The organism is Thermodesulfobacteriota bacterium (genome assembly GCA_040758155.1).
Lineage (GTDB): Bacteria > Desulfobacterota > Deferrimicrobia > Deferrimicrobiales > Deferrimicrobiaceae > UBA2219.
In genome coordinates this window covers 1-18468 of the sequence record JBFLWB010000073.1, presented here as the reverse complement: position 1 = coordinate 18468, position 18468 = coordinate 1, and the positions used below count along the sequence as shown (strand labels likewise).

General features: G+C 62.2%; 18 protein-coding genes. 3 read left to right on the top strand and 15 right to left on the bottom strand.

The genetic code is table 11. The annotated features are described in order from the left end of the window. Positions 1 to 191 precede the first annotated feature (191 nt). The 13 genes from AB1346_04550 to AB1346_04490 all read right to left on the bottom strand — a co-directional run bounded on the left by AB1346_04550 (position 192) and on the right by AB1346_04490 (position 13256). Positions 192 to 530, bottom strand: coding sequence for a type II toxin-antitoxin system PemK/MazF family toxin (locus AB1346_04550; GenBank protein MEW6719703.1), 339 nt, complete (start codon positions 528 to 530; stop codon positions 192 to 194). Between the two features lie 1152 nt (positions 531 to 1682). Further along, complete coding sequence (locus tag AB1346_04545) at positions 1683 to 2561, bottom strand: trypsin-like peptidase domain-containing protein (protein ID MEW6719702.1); 879 nt, start codon at positions 2559 to 2561, stop codon at positions 1683 to 1685. A 143-nt stretch (positions 2562 to 2704) separates the two neighbouring features. Next, positions 2705 to 3271, bottom strand: coding sequence for a hypothetical protein (locus AB1346_04540; protein ID MEW6719701.1), 567 nt, complete (start codon positions 3269 to 3271; stop codon positions 2705 to 2707). Next, positions 3252 to 3572, bottom strand: a complete 321-nt coding sequence (locus tag AB1346_04535) for a helix-turn-helix transcriptional regulator (GenBank protein MEW6719700.1) — start codon at positions 3570 to 3572, stop codon at positions 3252 to 3254. The genes AB1346_04540 and AB1346_04535 overlap by 20 nt, the downstream gene beginning before the upstream one ends. Positions 3573 to 3590: 18 nt before the next feature. After that, positions 3591 to 3920, bottom strand: coding sequence for a type II toxin-antitoxin system RelE/ParE family toxin (locus AB1346_04530; protein MEW6719699.1), 330 nt, complete (start codon positions 3918 to 3920; stop codon positions 3591 to 3593). A gap of 289 nt (positions 3921 to 4209) precedes the next feature. Next, positions 4210 to 5283: an integron integrase gene (locus AB1346_04525; GenBank protein MEW6719698.1), complete on the bottom strand. Its 1074-nt coding sequence runs from the start codon at positions 5281 to 5283 to the stop codon at positions 4210 to 4212. Between the two features lie 41 nt (positions 5284 to 5324). After that, positions 5325 to 6314, bottom strand: a complete 990-nt coding sequence (locus AB1346_04520) for an oligopeptide/dipeptide ABC transporter ATP-binding protein (GenBank protein ID MEW6719697.1) — start codon at positions 6312 to 6314, stop codon at positions 5325 to 5327. Continuing rightward, entirely contained in the window at positions 6311 to 7411 is a 1101-nt protein-coding gene (locus AB1346_04515) for an ABC transporter ATP-binding protein (protein MEW6719696.1), read from the bottom strand. Before AB1346_04515 ends, AB1346_04520 begins: the two co-directional genes overlap by 4 nt. Positions 7412 to 7417: 6 nt before the next feature. Next, on the bottom strand, positions 7418 to 8269 hold the full coding sequence (locus tag AB1346_04510; protein ID MEW6719695.1) for an ABC transporter permease: 852 nt from the start codon (positions 8267 to 8269) through the stop codon (positions 7418 to 7420). Beyond that, a complete protein-coding gene (locus AB1346_04505) occupies positions 8266 to 9249 on the bottom strand; it encodes an ABC transporter permease (protein MEW6719694.1) in 984 nt (327 codons plus the stop codon). Before AB1346_04505 ends, AB1346_04510 begins: the two co-directional genes overlap by 4 nt. A 7-nt stretch (positions 9250 to 9256) precedes the next feature. Next, on the bottom strand, positions 9257 to 10903 hold the full coding sequence (locus AB1346_04500; GenBank protein ID MEW6719693.1) for a peptide-binding protein: 1647 nt from the start codon (positions 10901 to 10903) through the stop codon (positions 9257 to 9259). Further along, positions 10900 to 11556 carry a hypothetical protein gene (locus AB1346_04495; GenBank protein ID MEW6719692.1) on the bottom strand — a complete coding sequence of 219 codons (657 nt, stop codon included), beginning with the start codon at positions 11554 to 11556 and terminating at the stop codon, positions 10900 to 10902. The genes AB1346_04500 and AB1346_04495 overlap by 4 nt, the downstream gene beginning before the upstream one ends. Further along, entirely contained in the window at positions 11553 to 13256 is a 1704-nt protein-coding gene (locus AB1346_04490) for a tetratricopeptide repeat protein (GenBank protein ID MEW6719691.1), read from the bottom strand. Before AB1346_04490 ends, AB1346_04495 begins: the two co-directional genes overlap by 4 nt. Positions 13257 to 13325: 69 nt before the next feature. On the opposite strand from AB1346_04490, the gene AB1346_04485 reads away from it, so the two are divergent. Then, positions 13326 to 14720, top strand: a complete 1395-nt coding sequence (locus AB1346_04485) for a TldD/PmbA family protein (protein ID MEW6719690.1) — start codon at positions 13326 to 13328, stop codon at positions 14718 to 14720. Positions 14721 to 14747: 27 nt separating this feature from the next. Here the strand turns inward: AB1346_04485 and AB1346_04480 are convergent, their stop codons facing one another. Next, entirely contained in the window at positions 14748 to 16025 is a 1278-nt protein-coding gene (locus tag AB1346_04480) for an HD domain-containing phosphohydrolase (GenBank protein ID MEW6719689.1), read from the bottom strand. 130 nt (positions 16026 to 16155) lie between these two features. On the opposite strand from AB1346_04480, the gene AB1346_04475 reads away from it, so the two are divergent. Further along, positions 16156 to 16773 (top strand): DedA family protein, encoded by a 618-nt coding sequence (locus tag AB1346_04475; GenBank protein MEW6719688.1) that lies wholly within the window; start codon positions 16156 to 16158, stop codon positions 16771 to 16773. Between the two features lie 34 nt (positions 16774 to 16807). Here the strand turns inward: AB1346_04475 and AB1346_04470 are convergent, their stop codons facing one another. Beyond that, on the bottom strand, positions 16808 to 17578 hold the full coding sequence (locus tag AB1346_04470) for a PIG-L family deacetylase (GenBank protein MEW6719687.1): 771 nt from the start codon (positions 17576 to 17578) through the stop codon (positions 16808 to 16810). Between the two features lie 121 nt (positions 17579 to 17699). On the opposite strand from AB1346_04470, the gene AB1346_04465 reads away from it, so the two are divergent. After that, positions 17700 to 18368, top strand: coding sequence for a twin-arginine translocase subunit TatC (locus tag AB1346_04465; GenBank protein MEW6719686.1), 669 nt, complete (start codon positions 17700 to 17702; stop codon positions 18366 to 18368). Positions 18369 to 18468 lie beyond the last annotated feature (100 nt).

The window sequence follows — 18468 nt, the reverse complement described above, 5'->3', positions numbered from 1 at the left end:
GCGGGAGAGTATGCTTGCGACAGATTTCTGCGAGACAGTCAGTTTTTTTCATAATCCCTATGCAATGTCTGCCCAACGCCCAGGCTAAGCTGCGGGCCGAGGGCACGCAGCTTGCCGACAGCAATAACACGCTGCAAGCAGCGTGACCGATGGAGCCGTCAGCTTCAGCCTGTAGTTAGGCTGCGAATCAATTAAAGCGAAAGCACGAGCCGTATGCCGTCATCGACAGCCTTCATGATTCGCGCTGGCATTCGCCCGCATTTTTCTGTGAGAAATGTTCGGTCCAACGTAATGATCTGCGAAACGTTTGCGACCGAATCTTTCGGAAGGCCGGAATCGGTTGCAGGGATCAGAACGTTACCAGGAGCATCGGCGAGGCGAAGATTAGAGGTGAGGACAACGGCGACGATCGTTCGAATACGACTTCGGTTGAATGCATTTGATTGAATAATAATTACGGGCCGACGAAATCCAGGTTCCGAGGCGATCGGTTCGGGGAGCTGCGCCCACCATACCGTGCCTCGCTCCATCACCACTCCTCGGAAGGTAGTGATTTCATCTCAGCTGCAACGAACCCCGGCGCAAGAGAGGAATCTTCCTCTTCATAAATATGGTCGAGGCGCTCCGTCACCTTTCGGCTCTGATGCCGTAATAGGAATTCAGTGATCGCCGTTGCGTACAGTTGGCTCCTGGATACGCCAAGGCGCTTCGCCAAGGAGTCGGCGGAACGAAAAACCTTGTCCGGTATCGATATGGCAGTTTTCATACTTGCAGTATAACCATCGTCATACTATCTGTCAAGTCAGCCTAACGCTCAGGCTAAGCTGCGGGCCGAGGGTGCGCAGCTTGCCCACCGCAATCACACGCTGCAAGCAGCGTGACCGAAGGAGCCGCCAGCTTCAGCCTGTAGTTAGGTGGCATTTAATAGATCCAAAAATGTTTTTCATAGAAAGGTTTTAAATAGGGAGACATTAAAACCAAAAAAACCAAAACGGGCATAAATGATACTATGTGCAGTAATATTCTGGGCACATAAAATACACTTGGTTCATTTATTATACTTTGAACATATTCAGACTTTAATAACATTGCAATTATTAATACGCTGACTACGTATGAAGTTCCTAAAAACACTACTGTTACGAACCAACCATAAAAAGTTTTAGGAATATACCCACTAATAACAAACAACATACCCACAGATAATATGTTTTCTAATAAACGACTTTCTTTTCCTTTTGTCATATTAGATTTTGCCTCTTCATCTCACGCCGCCCGCCTCGCCAGCGAAAACGGAAACCAAGGCGGGTCATGAGGTCCAAAACCTACTGCCCACTCCGCGGTGCAAGTACACTCCGCGGAATGCCCCGATAACAATTTCCCACTCGGCATTCCGCGTCAACCACAAAAATCCAGACCGCGTCACCAAAGGACCACAGGCATCAGACACCCACCACGACGCGGTTTCCAATGCGTTGAAGCAAACCCTCCTCGGCGGCGACAGCCAGAAAGGTTTTTCGTAAAAAAGGGTTTCATCAAATAGATCTTCATCAACAGTTTTTTGTCCACCTAACGCCCAGGCTAAGCTGCGGGCCGAGGGCACGCAGCTTGCCAACCGCAATCACACGCTGCAAGCGGCGTGAACGAAGGAGCCGTCAGCTTCAGCCTGTAGTTAGACGGTATCATTTAACAGTTTCTATTGAGTTTATTAGTTCCAATACATAGTCCATCGGCTCTACTACAGCGTATCCAGAATTAGTTAGAGTTAAATTTGCGTAATTGTTCGTTTCATTTTTCCAATATTCAGCAGCCGGAATGAATTCAGTAACAACACCTATCGCATTAAAATGCTTTTCTAAACCATCTTCTTCAATTTCCAAAACCGGCCCACCGCTATTACCATGGTATACTGGGCAATCTATTATAATTGTCCTCTTAGTGTTATTCTTTCCAGCAATTATTCCGACGCGAAGTAGAGGCTTCTCATAATCTATCTGAGGAATTTGTTTCAAGCCTATAGAAGATGGATATCCAAATATAATAATTTCATTGGCAGTAAGGACGGCGTCATATTTCTTTATGCCTTTAAGTCCGACACCGACCATGCCTGATTTCGGAACTGATATTAACTTAATTCCTGGCGTTAGGTTAGTACGGACCGTATTATCAACATTTGATCGAACCCCTATTTTCAGGACCGTAACATCATGTGAGGAATGATAGAGCAGATTTCGAGAAGACAGTAACGTCTTTAGGTTCAAGGATAAAATAAGACGACCTTGGTCATTCGGATCCTTACCGTAAGATCGACATTCTCCTGTATCTGATATTAATCGATTAGTCTTTTTATCAAAAAATATGTGGCTTGCAGTTACAAGATACGATGCATTGTCAGTATTTACAAAAAATCCAGATCCCGAATTTCCAGTAGGCAAAATAATATGAACGGGATAACCAAGATTATCGTCAGGGATTTTCCTGCCTCCTATGGCCTTATCGCAAACAAATAAACAAATAAACGTTGATAGCGTCACCAGTGCATGTATCCTGTTTCTTGTCATAGACTCTTATATTCTCCTTGATATCCGTCTAACGCCCAGGCTAAGCTGCGGGCCGAGGGCGCGCAGCTTGCCGACGGCGAACAAAACCTGCAAGCAGCGTGAACGATGGAGCCGCCAACTTCAGCCTGTAGTTAGGTTCCCTCCTAAATTATGAAAAACCATTTCATTACTTTCATTACGAAATCAAAAAATTTGTCTTTAAATATGAAACCAAGAATACCAAATGCAATAATTATATAAATTATATAACTCCACATATTAGTTGATATTTCCCACGGAGACATTTCAGCGACTATTAAACCTATAATAAATATAGCTAATAATATTCCAAATATTAGTGCTCCTAATCTATATTTTAACTCCTTATCAACTATTGAATTTGGCTCTATCTTATTTGGATTAGGCTGAATATACCCAGGCGTATTTAATACTGAATCGTTTTTCTCATTTTTAATTATATTAAATTCGTCATCGTAAATATCCAAACCACAACTAACACAACGAACCTCATAATCCCTATTGATACCACCGCATGTGCATTTCCAACTCATTTTCTCTAAATCCCCAGGAGGTGAACCTAACGCCCAGGCTAAGCTGCGGGCCGAGGGCACGCAGCTTGCCCACCGCATCCAAACGCTGCAAGCAGCGTGTCCGATGGAGCCGCCAGCTTCAGCCTGTAGTTGGGCAGCGTCAACCAGCTGCCTCGGCAATCACTTTCGCCAAGTCTTTTTCAGAAGCTCCTAAGGTCAAAAGAGATCTCACCAATAGATCCAAGGAAACAGAAGGGTCACCCGCCTCCATTTTTGCCACTCGAGACTGGCTTGAACTCATAAGACTTGCCAGCTGCTCCTGGGTGAGCTTCTTCCGAATCCTGCGCCGCTTCAGGTGCTCGCTCAACGCCAGCTTCAAATCGATGTAGCGAGCTTCCTCGGCAGATAGCTCCAGAAACTCTTCTGCGGTTCCCACCTTCCAACCCTTGGCTTCCAGACGTTTCCTCTTGCTCTTATCCATCATGGGTGCGCCCTCTGTTTATGACTCGTAGTTTCTCAATCGTTTCTTGCACACCTCGATCACCGGAATTGGCGTGCGATTTGTCTTTTTGCTGAACACCTCCAAAATCACCACGGCATCTGGATCTACTCGGTACACGATTCGCCAAATGACATCTTCATCCACAATTCGAAGCTCATGACAGCGTGGCCCGATGGATGGCATGGGCCGCGATTGCGGCATCGACAAACTTTTTCCCCGCTGTAGCAACCGAAGCAGATATCCGGTCTCCTGCCGCGCCTCACGTGAAAACGGAGGCGTTTTCACCTCCCCATGCAGCCACACCAAAGGTTTTTCCTTCGGGCTCACCTGTTGCCATCCTATGTCATATTTGACATATAGTCAAGAGGTCGCGAAAACATCACCCTCTTGAAAATATTGTCGTGACGTCTGCCCAACTTAAATTAGGTTGTTACCAGTCCGTTGTAATCCGAAAGGAATACACCCTGAATACGAGTTCTATTTAATTCAGGAGCGATTTCTGAAAGATGGGGATTGCTTTTAAACCGCCCTGTTCGGACGGAGTGGTGATTGGACGGAGTGAGGATAGGCTGTGAGGAAGCGGGTTTTGCTGGGCGGCGATGGGCTGTGGGGGGACTTACCGCAAAAAGTCCATCGGGCTTCGTACGCAGCGCCCGCCGCGGTTCAGGACGTGGGTGTATATCATCGTGGTACTGACGTCCCGGTGCCCCAGCAGCTCCTGTATCGTCCGGATGTCGTATCCCTCTTCGAGGAGGTGGGTGGCAAACGAGTGCCGGAAGGTGTGGCAGGTGACGATTTTCTTCACGTCGGCCCGGTTGGCGGCATCCTTTACCGCGCGCTGGAGGACGGACTCGTCGAGGTGATGGCGGTACAGGCGTCCGCTTTCGGGGTCCCGGTACTGTCGATGCGCAGGAAAGACCCATTGCCATCCCCAGGAATGGTCGGCGTTGACATACTTTTTCCCCAGCGCTTTCGGAAGCGTAACGTATCCGCCCCCTTTCTTCAAATCCTTTTCATGACGGGCGCGGACATCCTCGATGTGCAGTTTGAGACGCGCATCGACCGCTGCCGGAAGCATCGTGACGCGGTCCTTGTTTCCCTTCCCTCCGCGGACGGTGATCTGCCGATACCCGAAATCGATGTCCTTGATCCGCAGCTCCAGGCACTCGAGCAGGCGCAGGCCGGCGCCGTACAGCAGCATGGCGGCGATAAGGTTTGTCCCGTACAAGTGGCAGAAGACGGCCGAGACCTCATCTCGCGTGAGCACCACGGGCAGACGCTTCGGCCGCTTGGCCCGCACCACTCCGTCGATCCATTCGAGACGGATGCCCAGCACTTCCTTGTAAAGGAATAACAGGGCGCTGAAGGCCTGGTTCTGCGTGGAGGCCGAGACGTCCTTGTCGACGGCCAGGTGGGAAAGGAACCGCTCGACCTCTTCCTTTCCCATCTCAAGCGGGTCGCGGTTTCCGTGAAAACGCAGGAAGCGGCCGACCCAGTCCGCGTAGGCGTCTTCGGTTCGGCCGCTGTAGTGTCTTTTCCGGACCTCCTCGCGCAAGCGGCCGATTAGGTCGATGCCGGTCGATATCGTTGTGCGAGCGATCTGCGACTCCGGGAAACTGTGTTCCACGGTGATCCGCGGACCTGACGCGTCGCCCTGCTGAGAAGGTCCGGTGACTTTGGTTCCGCTCATGTCCTCCTCCATATGCAACATGGAGACCGGCAGACAGGGATCTACACGAAATGGCACGCTGCGAACCGCCCCGGGGCGGCTTCGCGCAGGAGCGGACAGACTTCCGAGCATATCTTCTGCGCCATGAAGCAGCGGGTGTGGAATCGGCACCCCGGCGGCGGGGCGATCGGGCTGGGGATCTCGCCGGAAAGGACGATGTGCTCCGAAGGCGCGTCTCCCAGCATCGGGACTGCCGAAAGCAGGCTGCGGGTGTACGGATGGAGCGGCTTGTGGAACAGCTCCGCGGCCGGTCCCAGCTCCATGATCTTCCCCAGGTACATCACCGCCACGTCGTCGCTCACGTGACGGATGACCCGCAGGTCGTGGGAGACGAACAGGTAGGCCATCCCGTACTCGTCCTGGAGGTCCTTGAGGAGGTTGAGGATCTGCGCCTGCACCGAGACGTCGAGCGCCGAGACCGGCTCGTCGGCAACCACGAGCTTGGGAGAAAGCGCGATCGCCCGGGCGATGCCGATCCGCTGGCGCTGGCCGCCGGAGAACTCGTGGGGGTATTTCTCCCCCGCCTCGGCCGAGAGCCCCACCCGCTCCAGCAGCTTCGATGCCCGCTCCCGGAGATCGGCCCCCTTCGCCAGCCCGTGGACCAGCCACCCTTCCCCCACAATGTCGCGCACCTTCATCCGCGGGTTGAGGGAGGAGTACGGGTCCTGGAAGATGATCTGCATCTGGCGGCGTGTTACCCGCAGCGCCTCGCCGTCGAGCTTCGCGATGTCCTTCCCGTCGAAGCGGATCGAACCCGAGTCCGGATCGAGCAGACGGATCGCCAGCCGGCCGAGCGTGGTCTTCCCGCATCCCGACTCGCCCACCAGCCCCAATGTCTTCCCCGGAGCGACGGATACGGAGACGCCGTCGACGGCATGAACGCGCAGCTCCTCGGCCGAGAAGAACGACTTGCGCACGGGGAACGTCTTGTAGACGTTGGCAAGCGACAGGAGCGCGCCGTTCGTATCCGGCCGATAAAGGGCGTCGCTCATCGCGCAACCCCTCCATTCGCCTTCCCTCCGCTCGCCTCCGCTCCGCTCGCCTCTCCTCCGCTTGTCTTCCCTCCCCTTGCTGCGCGCTGGTAGTGGCACGCCGCCAGGTGCCCCGGGGCGTACTCGATCAGCGGCGGGTCCTCGCGGTCGCACACCGCCAGGGTGTCGGCGGAATCCTGCCCGGAGCGGAACCGCTCGAGCGCGGCGCGGCGGAAGGGGCAGCGGTCCGCGAAGGGGCAGCCCGGAGGGACGGTGGTCAGATCGGGCACGGTCCCCGGGATCGACGGCAGCCGCTTCACGCCGCGGTTCTTCCCCGGCAGGGAGGCGAGCAGCCCCTGCGTGTACGGGTGGACCGGGTCGGCGAACAGCTCCTTAGTGGGCGAGATCTCCACGATCCGCCCCAGGTACATGATCGCGGTCCGGTCGGCGAAGTCGTGCACCACCCCCAGGTCGTGCGTGATGAGCAGGGTCGCCACGCGTTCCTGCGCCCGCATCTCCTGCAGCAGCGCCATGATCTGCGCCTGGATCGTCACATCGAGCGCCGTCGTGGGCTCGTCGGCGATCACCAGCGACGGGGAGAGCGCCAGCGCCATCGCGATCATCGCCCGCTGCCGCATCCCGCCGCTCATCTGGTGCGGGTACTCCCGCGCCCGCCGTTCCGGGTCGGGCATCCGCACCTTCCGCAGCCACTCGACCGCCCGCGCCGCCGCCTCCTTCTTCCCGCAGACGCCGTGCGCCGTGAAGACCTCCGCGACCTGGTCGCCCACCGTCAGCACCGGGTTCAGCGAGCTCATCGGCTCCTGGAAGATCATCGAGATCGCCTTCCCGCGCACGTCGCACATCCGCTTCTCCGGCAGGGCGAGCAGGTTCTCGCCGCGCAGCAGGACCTCGCCGCCCTCCACTATGGCGGGAGGGGATGCCAGGAGCCGCAGGATCGAGAGCGCCGTGACCGTCTTGCCGCAGCCCGACTCGCCGACCAGCCCCACCGTCTCCCCGGGGGCGACCTCGAAGGAGACGCCGAACAGCGCCCGCACCGTCCCCTTCTCCGTCTCGAAGGAGACGCGCAGCTTCCGCACCTCGAGCAGCTTCTCGGCCATGCCGCCTTACCGACCTTTCAGCCGGGGGTCCACGGCGTCGCGGATCCCTTCGCCCAGCAGGTTGTACGCCAGCACGGTCAGGAAGATCGCCAGCCCGGGGAAGAGGGAAAGCCACCAGGCGAACTCGATGTAGTCCTTCCCTGCGGCGAGGATGTTGCCCCACGACGGCGTCGGCGGCTGGACGCCGATCCCGAGGAACGAGAGCCCCGACTCGACCAGTATCGCCCCGGCCACACCCAGCGTGGCGGCCACGAGGATCGGGGCCAGCGTGTTCGGCAGGACGTGGCGGAACATGATCCGCGCGGTCCCCGCCCCCTGCGCCCGGGCCGCCGCCACGAAGTCGCGCTCTTTCAGGGAGAGCGTCTCGGCGCGCACCAGGCGCGCCACCCCCATCCAGCCGGTCACGCCGATTATGATCATGATGTTCCAGATCGATGGGCCGATGAAGGCGATGACCGCCAGGATCAGGAAGAAGGTGGGGAAGCACAGCATGATGTCGACGAAGCGCATCAGCACGGAATCGACCCGCCCTCCGTAATACCCTGACAGCAGCCCGATGACGAGCCCGATGCCGATGGCGATGCTCTCCGCCACGAAGCCGACCGAAAGGGAGATCCGCGCCCCGTGGATCATCCGCGCGAGCACGTCCCGCCCGAGGTCGTCGGTCCCCAGCGGGTGCGCCCCGGACGGCGGGTCGAGGATCTTCAGGATGTCGACCCGGTTCGGGTCGAGGCCGGTGAAGACCACGGGGAACAGCGCCAGGAGAACGAAGAACAGGACGACCGCCCCGCCTGCGACCGCGAGCGGGTTGCGGGATAGCCGCCGCAGCGTTTCCAGGAAGATGGAGTGCCCCGTCATCCCGCGCGCTCCGTCTTGATCCGCGGATCCGCCATCGCGTACCCCACGTCGGCCAGGATGTTGCCGAGGAGCGTCAGGAACGCGCCGATGGTGAGCATCCCCATGACCAGGGGATAGTCGCGCGACATCACCCCCTGGAAGAAGAGCTGCCCCATGCCGGGGATCGCGAAGATCGTCTCGAAGATCACCGCCCCGCCCAGCAGCTCCGGCACCGACAGGCCGAGGATCGTGATCACCGGCAGCAGCGCGTTGCGCACGGCGTGGCGGAACACGACCTTCCGCTCGGGGAGCCCCTTGGCGCGCGCGGTGGCCACGTAGTCCTGCCGGATCACCTCGAGCATGTTCGACCGCATGTAGCGGGAGATTCCCGCCAGCCCGGTGAAGCCCGCGATGAAGACCGGAAGGACGAGATGCCGCGCCCGGTCCAGGAGCCGGCCCGCCAGGGTGAGGGAGTCGTGCTCCATCGACACGAGCCCCGAGATCGGCAGCCAGCCGAGCTTGACGCCGAACAGGATCATCAGCAGCAGGGCGAGCCAGTACGAGGGGATGGCGAACCCTGTGAACACGGTGACCGTCGTGACCCGGTCGAAGACGGAGCCCTTGCGCACGGCCGAATAGATCCCCAGCGGCACCGCGACGAGGAAAATCAGCGTCATCGAAAGGATGTTGATGCCCAGGGTCACCGGGATCCGCTCCCGGATCTTGTCCCACACCTTGCGGCCGTCGGGGGAGAAGCTGTCGCCGAAGTCGAGGACCGCCATCTTCTTGAGCCACCGGCCATACTGGATATACAGCGGCTGGTCGAGTCCGTAATACGCCTTGAGCCGTTCCCGGTATTCCGCGGTGGCTTTTGGATTGAGGTCGGCGGAGATTCCGATGGGCCCGCCCGGGGCCATGTTGATCACGCCGAATGTGATCAGGCTGATCCCGATCAGGAGCGGGACGGAGATCAGGACCCTGCGGACGAGATAGCGGAGCATCGCTCTCCTATTGCTGGAACGTGGTGTACCTCTGCTCCCCCTTCGGGACGTACCACTTGATGAAATTGTACGTGATCCCCGCGGGCGCGGGAACGATCCCGCGGATCCGCTTGTGGACGGCGGGCAGCGCGTCCGGGTAGTAGAGGAAGACGATCGGCTGCTCCTCCGCGAGGATCTCCTGGATCCGGAAGTACGCCTTCTTCCGCTTCTCGACGTCGAAGGTGCGTCGCCCCTCCTCCAGGAGCCGGTCGACTTCGGCATTGGCGTAGCCGATGTGGTTCAGCTCGTCGGGTCCGGTCTTGGACGAATGCCAGATGTCGTACTGGTCCGGATCGGGGGTGATGGTCCAGCCGAGGATCAGTGCGTCGAACTTGCGCTTCTTCACGAACTCGTTGATGAAGGCCGCCCACTCCACGGTGCGGATCCCCATCTTGATCCCGACCGCGTCGAGGTTCTGCTGGAGGATGGCCGCGGTCTGCTCGCGCCCCTTGTTCCCCGCGTTCGTCAGCACCTCGAACTCGAACCGGCGCCCGTCCTTCACCAGGATGCCGTCCTTGTCCTTCTCCTTCCATCCCGCCTCGACCAGCAGCGCCTTCGCTTCCTCCGGGTCGTACGGATACCGCTTCACATTCGGGTTGTGCGCCCACGTCCCGGGCTTGTAGGGGCCGGTCGCCTCCTGCCCCAGTCCGAGCAGGACGCCGTCGATGACCTGCTGCTTGTTGGCCGCATGGGCGATCGCCTGCCGGACCCGGCGGTCCTTGAAGAAGGGATGGCCCAGCCGGAATCCGAGGTACGTGTACGCGGAGGCTAGGTAGCGGTACTTGGTGAACGACTTGCGGAACTCCTTGGTGTCGGTCTGGCGCTTGTACTGGAGCGGTGTCAGGTTCATCAGGTCGAGCCCGCCCGACTTGAGCTCGAGGAACATCGTCGCGAGGTCCGGGATGACGCGCGTGACCACGCGGGAGATGTACGGCCTCCCCTCGTAGTAATCGGGATAGACGTCGAAGACGGTCTTCTCGGCCGTCTTCCATTCCGTGAAGCGGTACGGGCCGGTCCCGACCGGCCTCTTGTTCAGCGGGCTCTTCGAGATATCGGGATACGCCTCCAGCAGATGCTTCGGCAGGATGTGCATCCCCCACGAGGCCAGGGCGGGGGCGAAGGGACGCTCGTACTCCGCGACGAAGGTGTGCGGGTCGGGGGCGTAGGCGCGCGTCACCTGCTTGAAGTCCTCGCCGTACGCGGTGGGCGTCTTCGGGTCGACCATCTTCCGGTAGGTGAACAGGACGTCTTCCGAGGTGAAGGGCGCGCCGTCCTGCCACTTTACGCCCTTGCGCAGGCGGAAGGTGATTTTCCTCCCGTCGGGGGAAACCTCCCACGATTCGGCCAGGTCGCCTTCCAGCTTCAGATCCTTGTCGTACCGGACCAGCCCGTTGAAGACGTAACCCGCCGCCCCGTGCGACGCGGAGTCCGAGGTGACGGCGGCGAGGAAGCCGCTGATGTCGGCGATGCTTCCTTCCACGAGGGCGTCGCCGTACGCGGGGACGTCGGACGTCGCCCCCGCCTCGGGTCTTTCCTTTCCGCGGTCGCACGCCGCGGCCAGCGCGAAGAGGACCAATGCGAGCGGGACGAGGCGCGGGAACGGGCGGCGGCTCATTCGGGATCCCTCCGCAGCGAGATGGTCAAACCGCGGGACGCCGCCTCGATCCGGGCGGGCGGGGCCGCGGAATCCCTCCCGGGATACTCCACCGCCGCCTCGACGCCTCCGAGGCGGTACTTGGCCCGGGCGAGGAACCGGCGGCCGGGGTCGGAATACAGCGTCTGCCGCTCGTCGGAGAGCACCCAGCCTCCGTCCTCTCCCCGCGTCGTCTCTCCTCCGGTAACAGGGTACCCCGGCGCGCCGGAGAGGATCCGCCCCAGCGACACGGGGCCCGCCGCGACTTTCCGCGCCTTCCAGTTTCCCGCGAGCTCCGCCATCGGGCCGCGGGAGAGCTCCAGCGTCCGGCCGTTGTTTGCGAGAAACGCCACCGCCCCGCCGGCGGGATCGTACAGCCCGAGCAGTTCCGCCGCCTCGGAAGGCGCGTTCACGCCGGCGATGAAGGGCATGGCGTCCCGCCCGGAGGAGCGGGCGACGCCGGAAAACGACGCCTTGACCGGGAACGCCGCCGCCTCCGTCATGCGGGCGAAGAAGCGGGCCGCCTGCTCCCCCTCGGGCCCCGTCAGGAGCGGGCGCGCCGGAGCGCAAGCGGCAAGGAAGGCGAGCGCCGCCAGCAGCGGCGCGAAAAGGAGGCGCGGGCCCCTTCCGCTCACTTCCCCGTAGACCGCGCGTTGCGGATTTTCTTCAGCTTCGCCGCGACCTCGTCCTTCTTCTCGTGCCCCTTGGCGATGGCCTTCTCGTACTGGGCGGCCGCGTCTTCCGTCTTCCCCTGCGCGGCGAGGACGTCCCCCAGGTGCTCGATGACGACGGGATCGTCCGGGATGAACGAGAGCGCCCGCCGCAGCGTCTCCTCGGCCCGCGGGTAATCGCCCTTGCGGTAGTAGACCCACGCGAGGCTGTCGATGAAGAAGCCGTCGTCGGGGCGCACCTCCATCGCCCGCAGGATGAGCTTCTCCGCCTCGTCCAGCCGGATGTTCCGGTCGGCGTACGTGTAGCCGAGATAGTTCAGGGCGGTGGCGTGCTTCGGGTTGATTGCGATCACCTTCTCCATCGCGGCGATCACGTTGTCCAGCCGCCCTCCCATCTTGTCCTGGACCACCCCGAGGGAGAACCAGGCCCCCTCGTTGTCGGGCGCCTTCGCGGTCGCCTCGCCGAGGACGGCCAGCGCGTCTTCGTACCGTTTCTCCTCCTCCAGCAGGTTGCCGTGCAGCACCATCAGGTCGACGTCCTCCGGGAACCTCGTCCGCAGATTCCGGACGGTCTCGATCGCCTCGCCGCCCTTCTTCTGCCGGGAGAGGAGCATCGCGAGGCGAAGCTGCGCGTCGCGGTACAGCGCGACGTCCTCCGGCACTTTGCGGAACGCCTGCTCGGCTTCCTCGAGCGCTCCCTTCTCGACGTACGCGGCCCCCAGGAAGAACCGGGCCTGCGGATTCCCCGGCTCCTCCTTCAGGACGAAGGAGAACTCGTTGATCGCCGCGTCGAACTGGTCGCGCTCGAGGTATAAAAGACCCAGCTTCGTCCGCACTTCCGTGCTGGTGGGGGCGAACTTCTTCAGCTCCTCGTACTGCCCCACCGCCTGGTCGATCTTCTTCTCCCGGACGAGCAGCCGGCCGAGCCGCTCGCGGACCTGCGCGTTCCCCGGGGAGACGTGCAGCGCCATCCGGTACCGCTTCTCCGCCTCATCGTTCCGGTCGAGGATCTCCAGGATGGTGCCCGAGTCCACCAGCGCCGGCTCGAAGCCGGGGGCGGTCTCGAGCGCCTTGTCGAAATCGGCCAGCGCCGGCTCGTACTTCTTCTGCGCCGCGCGGATCCGCCCGCGGTAGTAGAGGCCCAGGTGCGAGCCGGGGTCCTTCGCGAGCAGCCGGGTCAGAACTTCCTCCGCCTTCCCGGCCTGGTCCATCTCGGCGTGGAGCGTGGCCAGGTGGAGGTACGCCTCCTCGTTCTCCGGGTCTTCCTTCAGCACCCGTTCGTATTCCTGGAGCGCCTTGTCGCGCTCGCCCGAAGCGGCGAGGATCCCCCCCATCAGGTAACGCGACCGCGTGTGGCCCGGATCCGTCTCCAGCGCCTTCGCCAGCGCCTCCCGGGCGTCCTGCAGCCGCCCCTTCTGCACGTGGATCCTTGCGATCTCATAAAGGATTTCGGAGTTGTCCCCGGCGGATTTCAGCGCCCTCTGGTACCATTTCAGCGCCGCGTCCAGGTTGCCTGCCCGGGATTCGAGGTGCCCGGAGAGGAACTCGGCGTAGGAGCGGCCCACGCCGGCCTGCGCCCTCGACACGATGCGCCCGCCGGCCGCCTCCCCCTGGATCCCGAAAAGAAAGAGGGCCAACGCCCCCGCCACCGCAAAGGTTTTCATCCGTACCCCCGGAATAATTGCAGGAAAAGTTATTATACACTAAGCGGATATCCCTCAGGAGGAGACCCCTTGGCCGCCGCCCGGACGCTCATCGATCTGCCCGTCGAAAGGATTCTTTTTGCCCTTCTTTCCCGAGGGGGGGAGTACGCCGAGCTGTTCCGCGAGGAGGTCCGTTCCCTCTCTATCCTCCTCGAGGACGGGCGCGTCGAGCGGGTGGTCTCCGGGACCGATGCGGGAACCGGCATCCGGCTCCTTTTCCGGGAGAAGACCTATTACGCCTACACGAATGAGCTTTCCGGGGACGCCCTGCTCTCCCTTGCGACCGACCTTTCACGGTACGCGGAAGGCGGCGGCGCGCCCGTCGATCTCCCCTCCGGCCCCCGGGCAGTGGAAGGCCCGTCCGTCGTCCGCATCCCTCCCGCCTCGCGCGGGATCGCGGAGAAGGTGGCGATGGTGCGGGAGATCGACCGGATCGCGCGCGGCGTCTCCGGGGAAGTCCGGCAGCTCCGCGCGACCTACGGGGAATCGCAGCGGCGCATCGAGATCGCCGCGCATCCCGGGATTTACGTCGCCGAGGACCAGACATACGGCGTCCTCGGGGTCCAGAGCGTGGCGGGCGACGCATCGGGGCTGACGATGGGGTACGAATCCGCCGGCGGGACCTGCGGGCTGGAGTTCCTCGAAGACGGCGTCCCGGAGGCGCTGGCCCGCAAGTCCGCGGGCAGGGCGGTCCGGGCGCTACGCGCCATGAAGCTCCCCGGCGGGCGGATGCCGGTGGTCGTCTCCTCCGAGGCGGGCGGCACGATGGTGCACGAGGCGATCGGGCACGGACTCGAGGCGGACCTCGCCCTTCGGGGGATGTCGGTCTACAAGGACCGGCTGGGGCAGCGGATCGCGAGCCCGCTGATCTCCATCGCGGACGACGCGACGCTCCCGGGCAAGCGCGGCTCCTTCGGCATCGACGACGAGGGGACTCCCGGGCAGAAGACGCTCGTCGTCGAGAACGGGATCCTCAAGGGGTTCCTGCACGACCGGCTCTCGGCGATGCGGGAGGGCGTCCCGCCGACCGGGAACGGCCGCCGCGAGTCGTACCGCCGGAAGCCGATCCCCCGGATGACGAACACCGTCATCCTTCCGGGCGCCACCCCTCCGGAAGAGGTGCTCTCCGGCGTCGACCGGGGGCTGCTCGTCGTGAAGATGGGGGGCGGGCAGGTGAACACCGTCACCGGCGACTTCATGTTCGAGGTCGCGGAAGGGTACCGGATCGAGGGCGGGAAGCGCGGGGAGCCGGTTCGCGGGGCGACGATCACCGGCAACGGCCCCGAGGTGCTCTCGACGATCGACCGGGTCGGGTCGGACCTGGGCTTCGGGATCGGCACCTGCGGCAAGGAGGGCCAGGGGGTCCCCGTCGGGGACGCCCAGCCGACCCTCTCCATCGGCCCCCCGTACATCACCGTGGGGTAATCGCTGGACCGCTGGCCCGCGGGGCGATCAGGCCGGCCCGGGGCCTCCGCTTATGACGGGGCGGGAGAACTCCTCGGCGTGGATCGCCTCCGCCTCGGCCCTTCCCTTGTCGATCGCATCGAAGTCGTCGAGCAGCACCGAGACGATCCGGGGATCGAGCGAGCCCCTCGTGGAGAACTCCTTGAGGATCCTCACTCCCGTCCCCCGGTCCACCCCTTTCCGGTAGGGGCGGTTTTCCATGAGCGCGGTGAACACGTCCGCCACCGCCACGATCCGCGAGCCGAGGGAAAGCGCCTCCCCCTTGTGATGGAACGGATAGCCGTGGCCGTCCATCCGCTCGTGGTGGAACGACGCCCACTCCGTGATCTCCTCGAAGCCGCCGATGTTGCCCAGGATCTGGTGCGTGTGGTAGGCGTGCCCCCGGATCACGTCGAACTCCGGCGACGAGAGCTTCCCGTCCTTCTCGAGGATGGCGTTGGGGACGGATACCTTCCCCATGTCGTGCAGGTGCCCGGCGATCCGGAGCAGCCGGCACTCGCGCTCCTCGAAGTAGAGCCGCCGGGCGAGCAGGTCGGCCGAGGCGGCTACCCCGCTGGAGTGGGTGGCGGTGTACGAGCTGCGGTAATCGACGACGCGGGAGAGGATCCGGCCTGCCTGCTCCAGCCCGTCGATCTTGAGGATGACGCGCGGCCACTCCATGATCCCCGACACGATCGCGCCGACCCGCGGGGACACGGCGTCCAGCCAGAACGACTCGACCCTCGAAAGGTCCATGAAGACGTCCACCAGGTCCGGATGGAACCAATCCCCCTTCAAGCGCTGCACGGCGGCGACGATCTCCGGGACCTGGCCCAGGACGCCCACGTCGCGGCGGATCATCCGCTCCACCGTGTCGGCCAGGTGGATGGCGTTGGCGGAAACGCGGACGGTCTCCGGAACGCCCTCCCAGTTGTCCGGCGAGGTCCAGGGCTTGTGGTGATGGAGCACGATCGCGGAGGCGGTCCGGAACGGGTCGAACCGTGCGAGCAGGTCCGCGCCCAGATGCATGTGATGCTCGAGGTCCTCGACGTCCCCCTTCATCAGGTCGATCCGGTCTTCCACCGAAAGGATGCCGATGTCGTGGAGCGCGGCGGCGTAGAGGAGGTCGGTCTGCTCCTCGAGGGAGCGTTTCGCGGGCATGGTGAGCTGCAGGGCCATGTATGCCGTGCGCACCTGGTGGTCGACGGCGATGAGATGCACCAGGTCGATGGCGTCGGACAGCGACAGCACCATGTTCTGCAGGAGGACGACGGGATCCTTGATCAACGGAGCGCACCTTTCCGGGGAATGACCGTGCACCGGCTACAGTTTATCGCGAACCCGCCGGCGGCGCGAACACTCCTGCGGCGCGAACACTCCTTGCCTCCCCCCGGTTTTCCGTTAAACTGTCCGGGCGATGGTCACCCGAATCCTCGAAGCGCTCGCCGGATTCATCATCTACGTGATTTCCGGGCTCGGCCTCCCCGGGATCGTCCTGCTGATGGCGATCGAGTCCGCCTGCATCCCGCTGCCGTCGGAGATCATCATGCCGTTTTCCGGCTACCTCGTTTACAAGGGGGAGCACACGCTCTGGGGAGTGGCGCTGGCGGGCGCCTTCGGGTGCGTGGTCGGCTCGATCCCCGCGTACTATCTCGGCATGTACGGGGGGCGGCCGCTGATCGAGAAGTACGGGAAATACATCCTGATGTCGCACCACGACCTCGACCTGGCCGACCGGTGGTTCAAGCGCCACGGCGAGGCGACGGTCTTCATCGCCCGGCTGCTTCCCGTCATCCGGACCTTCATCGCCTTTCCCGCCGGCGTGGCCCGCATGGACATGACGCGCTTCATCGCCTACACCTTCGCGGGGTCGCTGCCGTGGTGCTACGGGCTGGCGTACATCGGGATGAAGCTGGGCGAGAACTGGCCGACGCTGCGCGGATATTTCCACAAGTTCGACCTGCTGATCGGCGCGGTCATCGTCGCCGGGATCGTCTGGTACGTCCGGCGGCACCTGAAGAACCGGGTCGCCTGAGCGGCTTTGTGCCGCCTCCTCCCGGCCTGCCGTCTCAGTCCTTTTCCGTGGGCTCGTCCTTCAGCAGACGCATGATCCGGAACGATTCGGCGTACTTCGGCCTGCGGGCCCGCCCCTTCCCCTTGGCGAGACCCCTCTCCACGACCGCGAAGCGGCCGTCCCCCCGCGCCCACTCGTAGATCATCGGGGCGATGTCGCGCTCCCCGAGCTGGCTTTCATGCGCCTTGAGCGAATCGATCTTCCGGTCGATCGTCTTCCCGATGTCGATCCAGGTGTCGGGGTGGAGCGTGGAGCTCACGTAGACGGCGTGGACCTTGTGGGCCTTCCCCAGCCCGGGCCAGAGAAGCTCCATCTCGGAGCCGGGGAACACCGCCTCCAGCGCGACCTTGCCCGCGACGATGTGGTCCGGATGGTTGATGTACTGGTTCCCGAAGAACAGCGACTGCGGGTCGCCGCAGAGGACCACCTCCGGCCGGTGCCGCCGGATCTGCCGGATCAGCTCCTTGCGGAGCGCCATGGTGGGCTCCAGCTCGCAGTCGTGCTTCCCGAGGAAGACCACCCGTGATGCGCCAAGGATCCGCGCGGCCTCCCGCTCCTCGCGCTCCCGGACGCGCGCGAGGCTTTTCCGGGTGTAACGCGTGTCGTGCGTGCCCGAGTCTCCGCTGGTGATCAGCACGAAGGTGATGTCGCACCCCGCGTCCGCCCATTTCGCCACGGTGCCGGCGATCGTGAACTCGATGTCGTCCGGATGGGCGTAGATGGCCATCGCGGAGGCCGGCACATAATCGGAATCGAATCTGGTCAAGGAGTCCTCCGTTCTGTCGCCCCGTTCTCTGCGGTAAGATGTCTTAGCGGCCCGCGCGGATCCCGCCGGGGGAAAGGAAGCCGCACCGCTGGAAAACCGGTTCACGACGATCATCACCGGGGTGGAGAAGGCGCGCAAGGGGCTCGCCGCCTGCGTCGGGCTGTTCCTCCTCCTCGCGGCGGCCTGCTTCCCCTTCTCGGAGCGGGTTCTGGAGACGATGGTGGGCCTCCTCGGCAGGCAGCTCGTCTCCTACTCGCCGGACGAAGGGTTCATCGCCCTCGCTTCCCTGTCGATCTACATCGCGTTCGTCCTGACGCTCCCGTTCGCCGGGTACCTGCTGTGGCGCGTCACGATCGTCCCGCACGTCCCCTCGTGGAGCGGGTGGGGCCTCCCCGTCATCGTCGTGGCATCCCTCCTGTTCCTTGCCGGCGCGCTCCTCGGCTATTTCGTCATTCTTCCGGCAGGCATCGGCTTTCTGGTGGGATTCGAGTCGCAGGAGATAAGCGCCTTCATCTCCGCGAAGAAGTTCATCAATTTCTGCGGCGGCATGATCATCGCCCTCGGGCTCGCCTTCGAGACGCCGCTGCTTTCCTTTTTCCTCGCGCGCCTGGGATGGCTCAAGCCGGGCTTCTTCCTGAACCGCTGGCGGCACGCCCTGCTCTTCTGCACGGTCCTGGCGGCGATCATCACCCCCACCCCGGACATCTACAACATGATGCTGATGATGGGCCCCCTCATGGCCCTGTATTTCGTTTCCTTCCTGGTGGTGGCGGTGGCGGGGAAAAGGTAAAAAGCGAAGAACAGGGACGTTCCTTAGAACTTCCGTAAAAGTGGGACAGACCTGCAGGTCTGTCCCTGTTCTGCGGAAGTTCTAAGGAACGTCCCGGTTC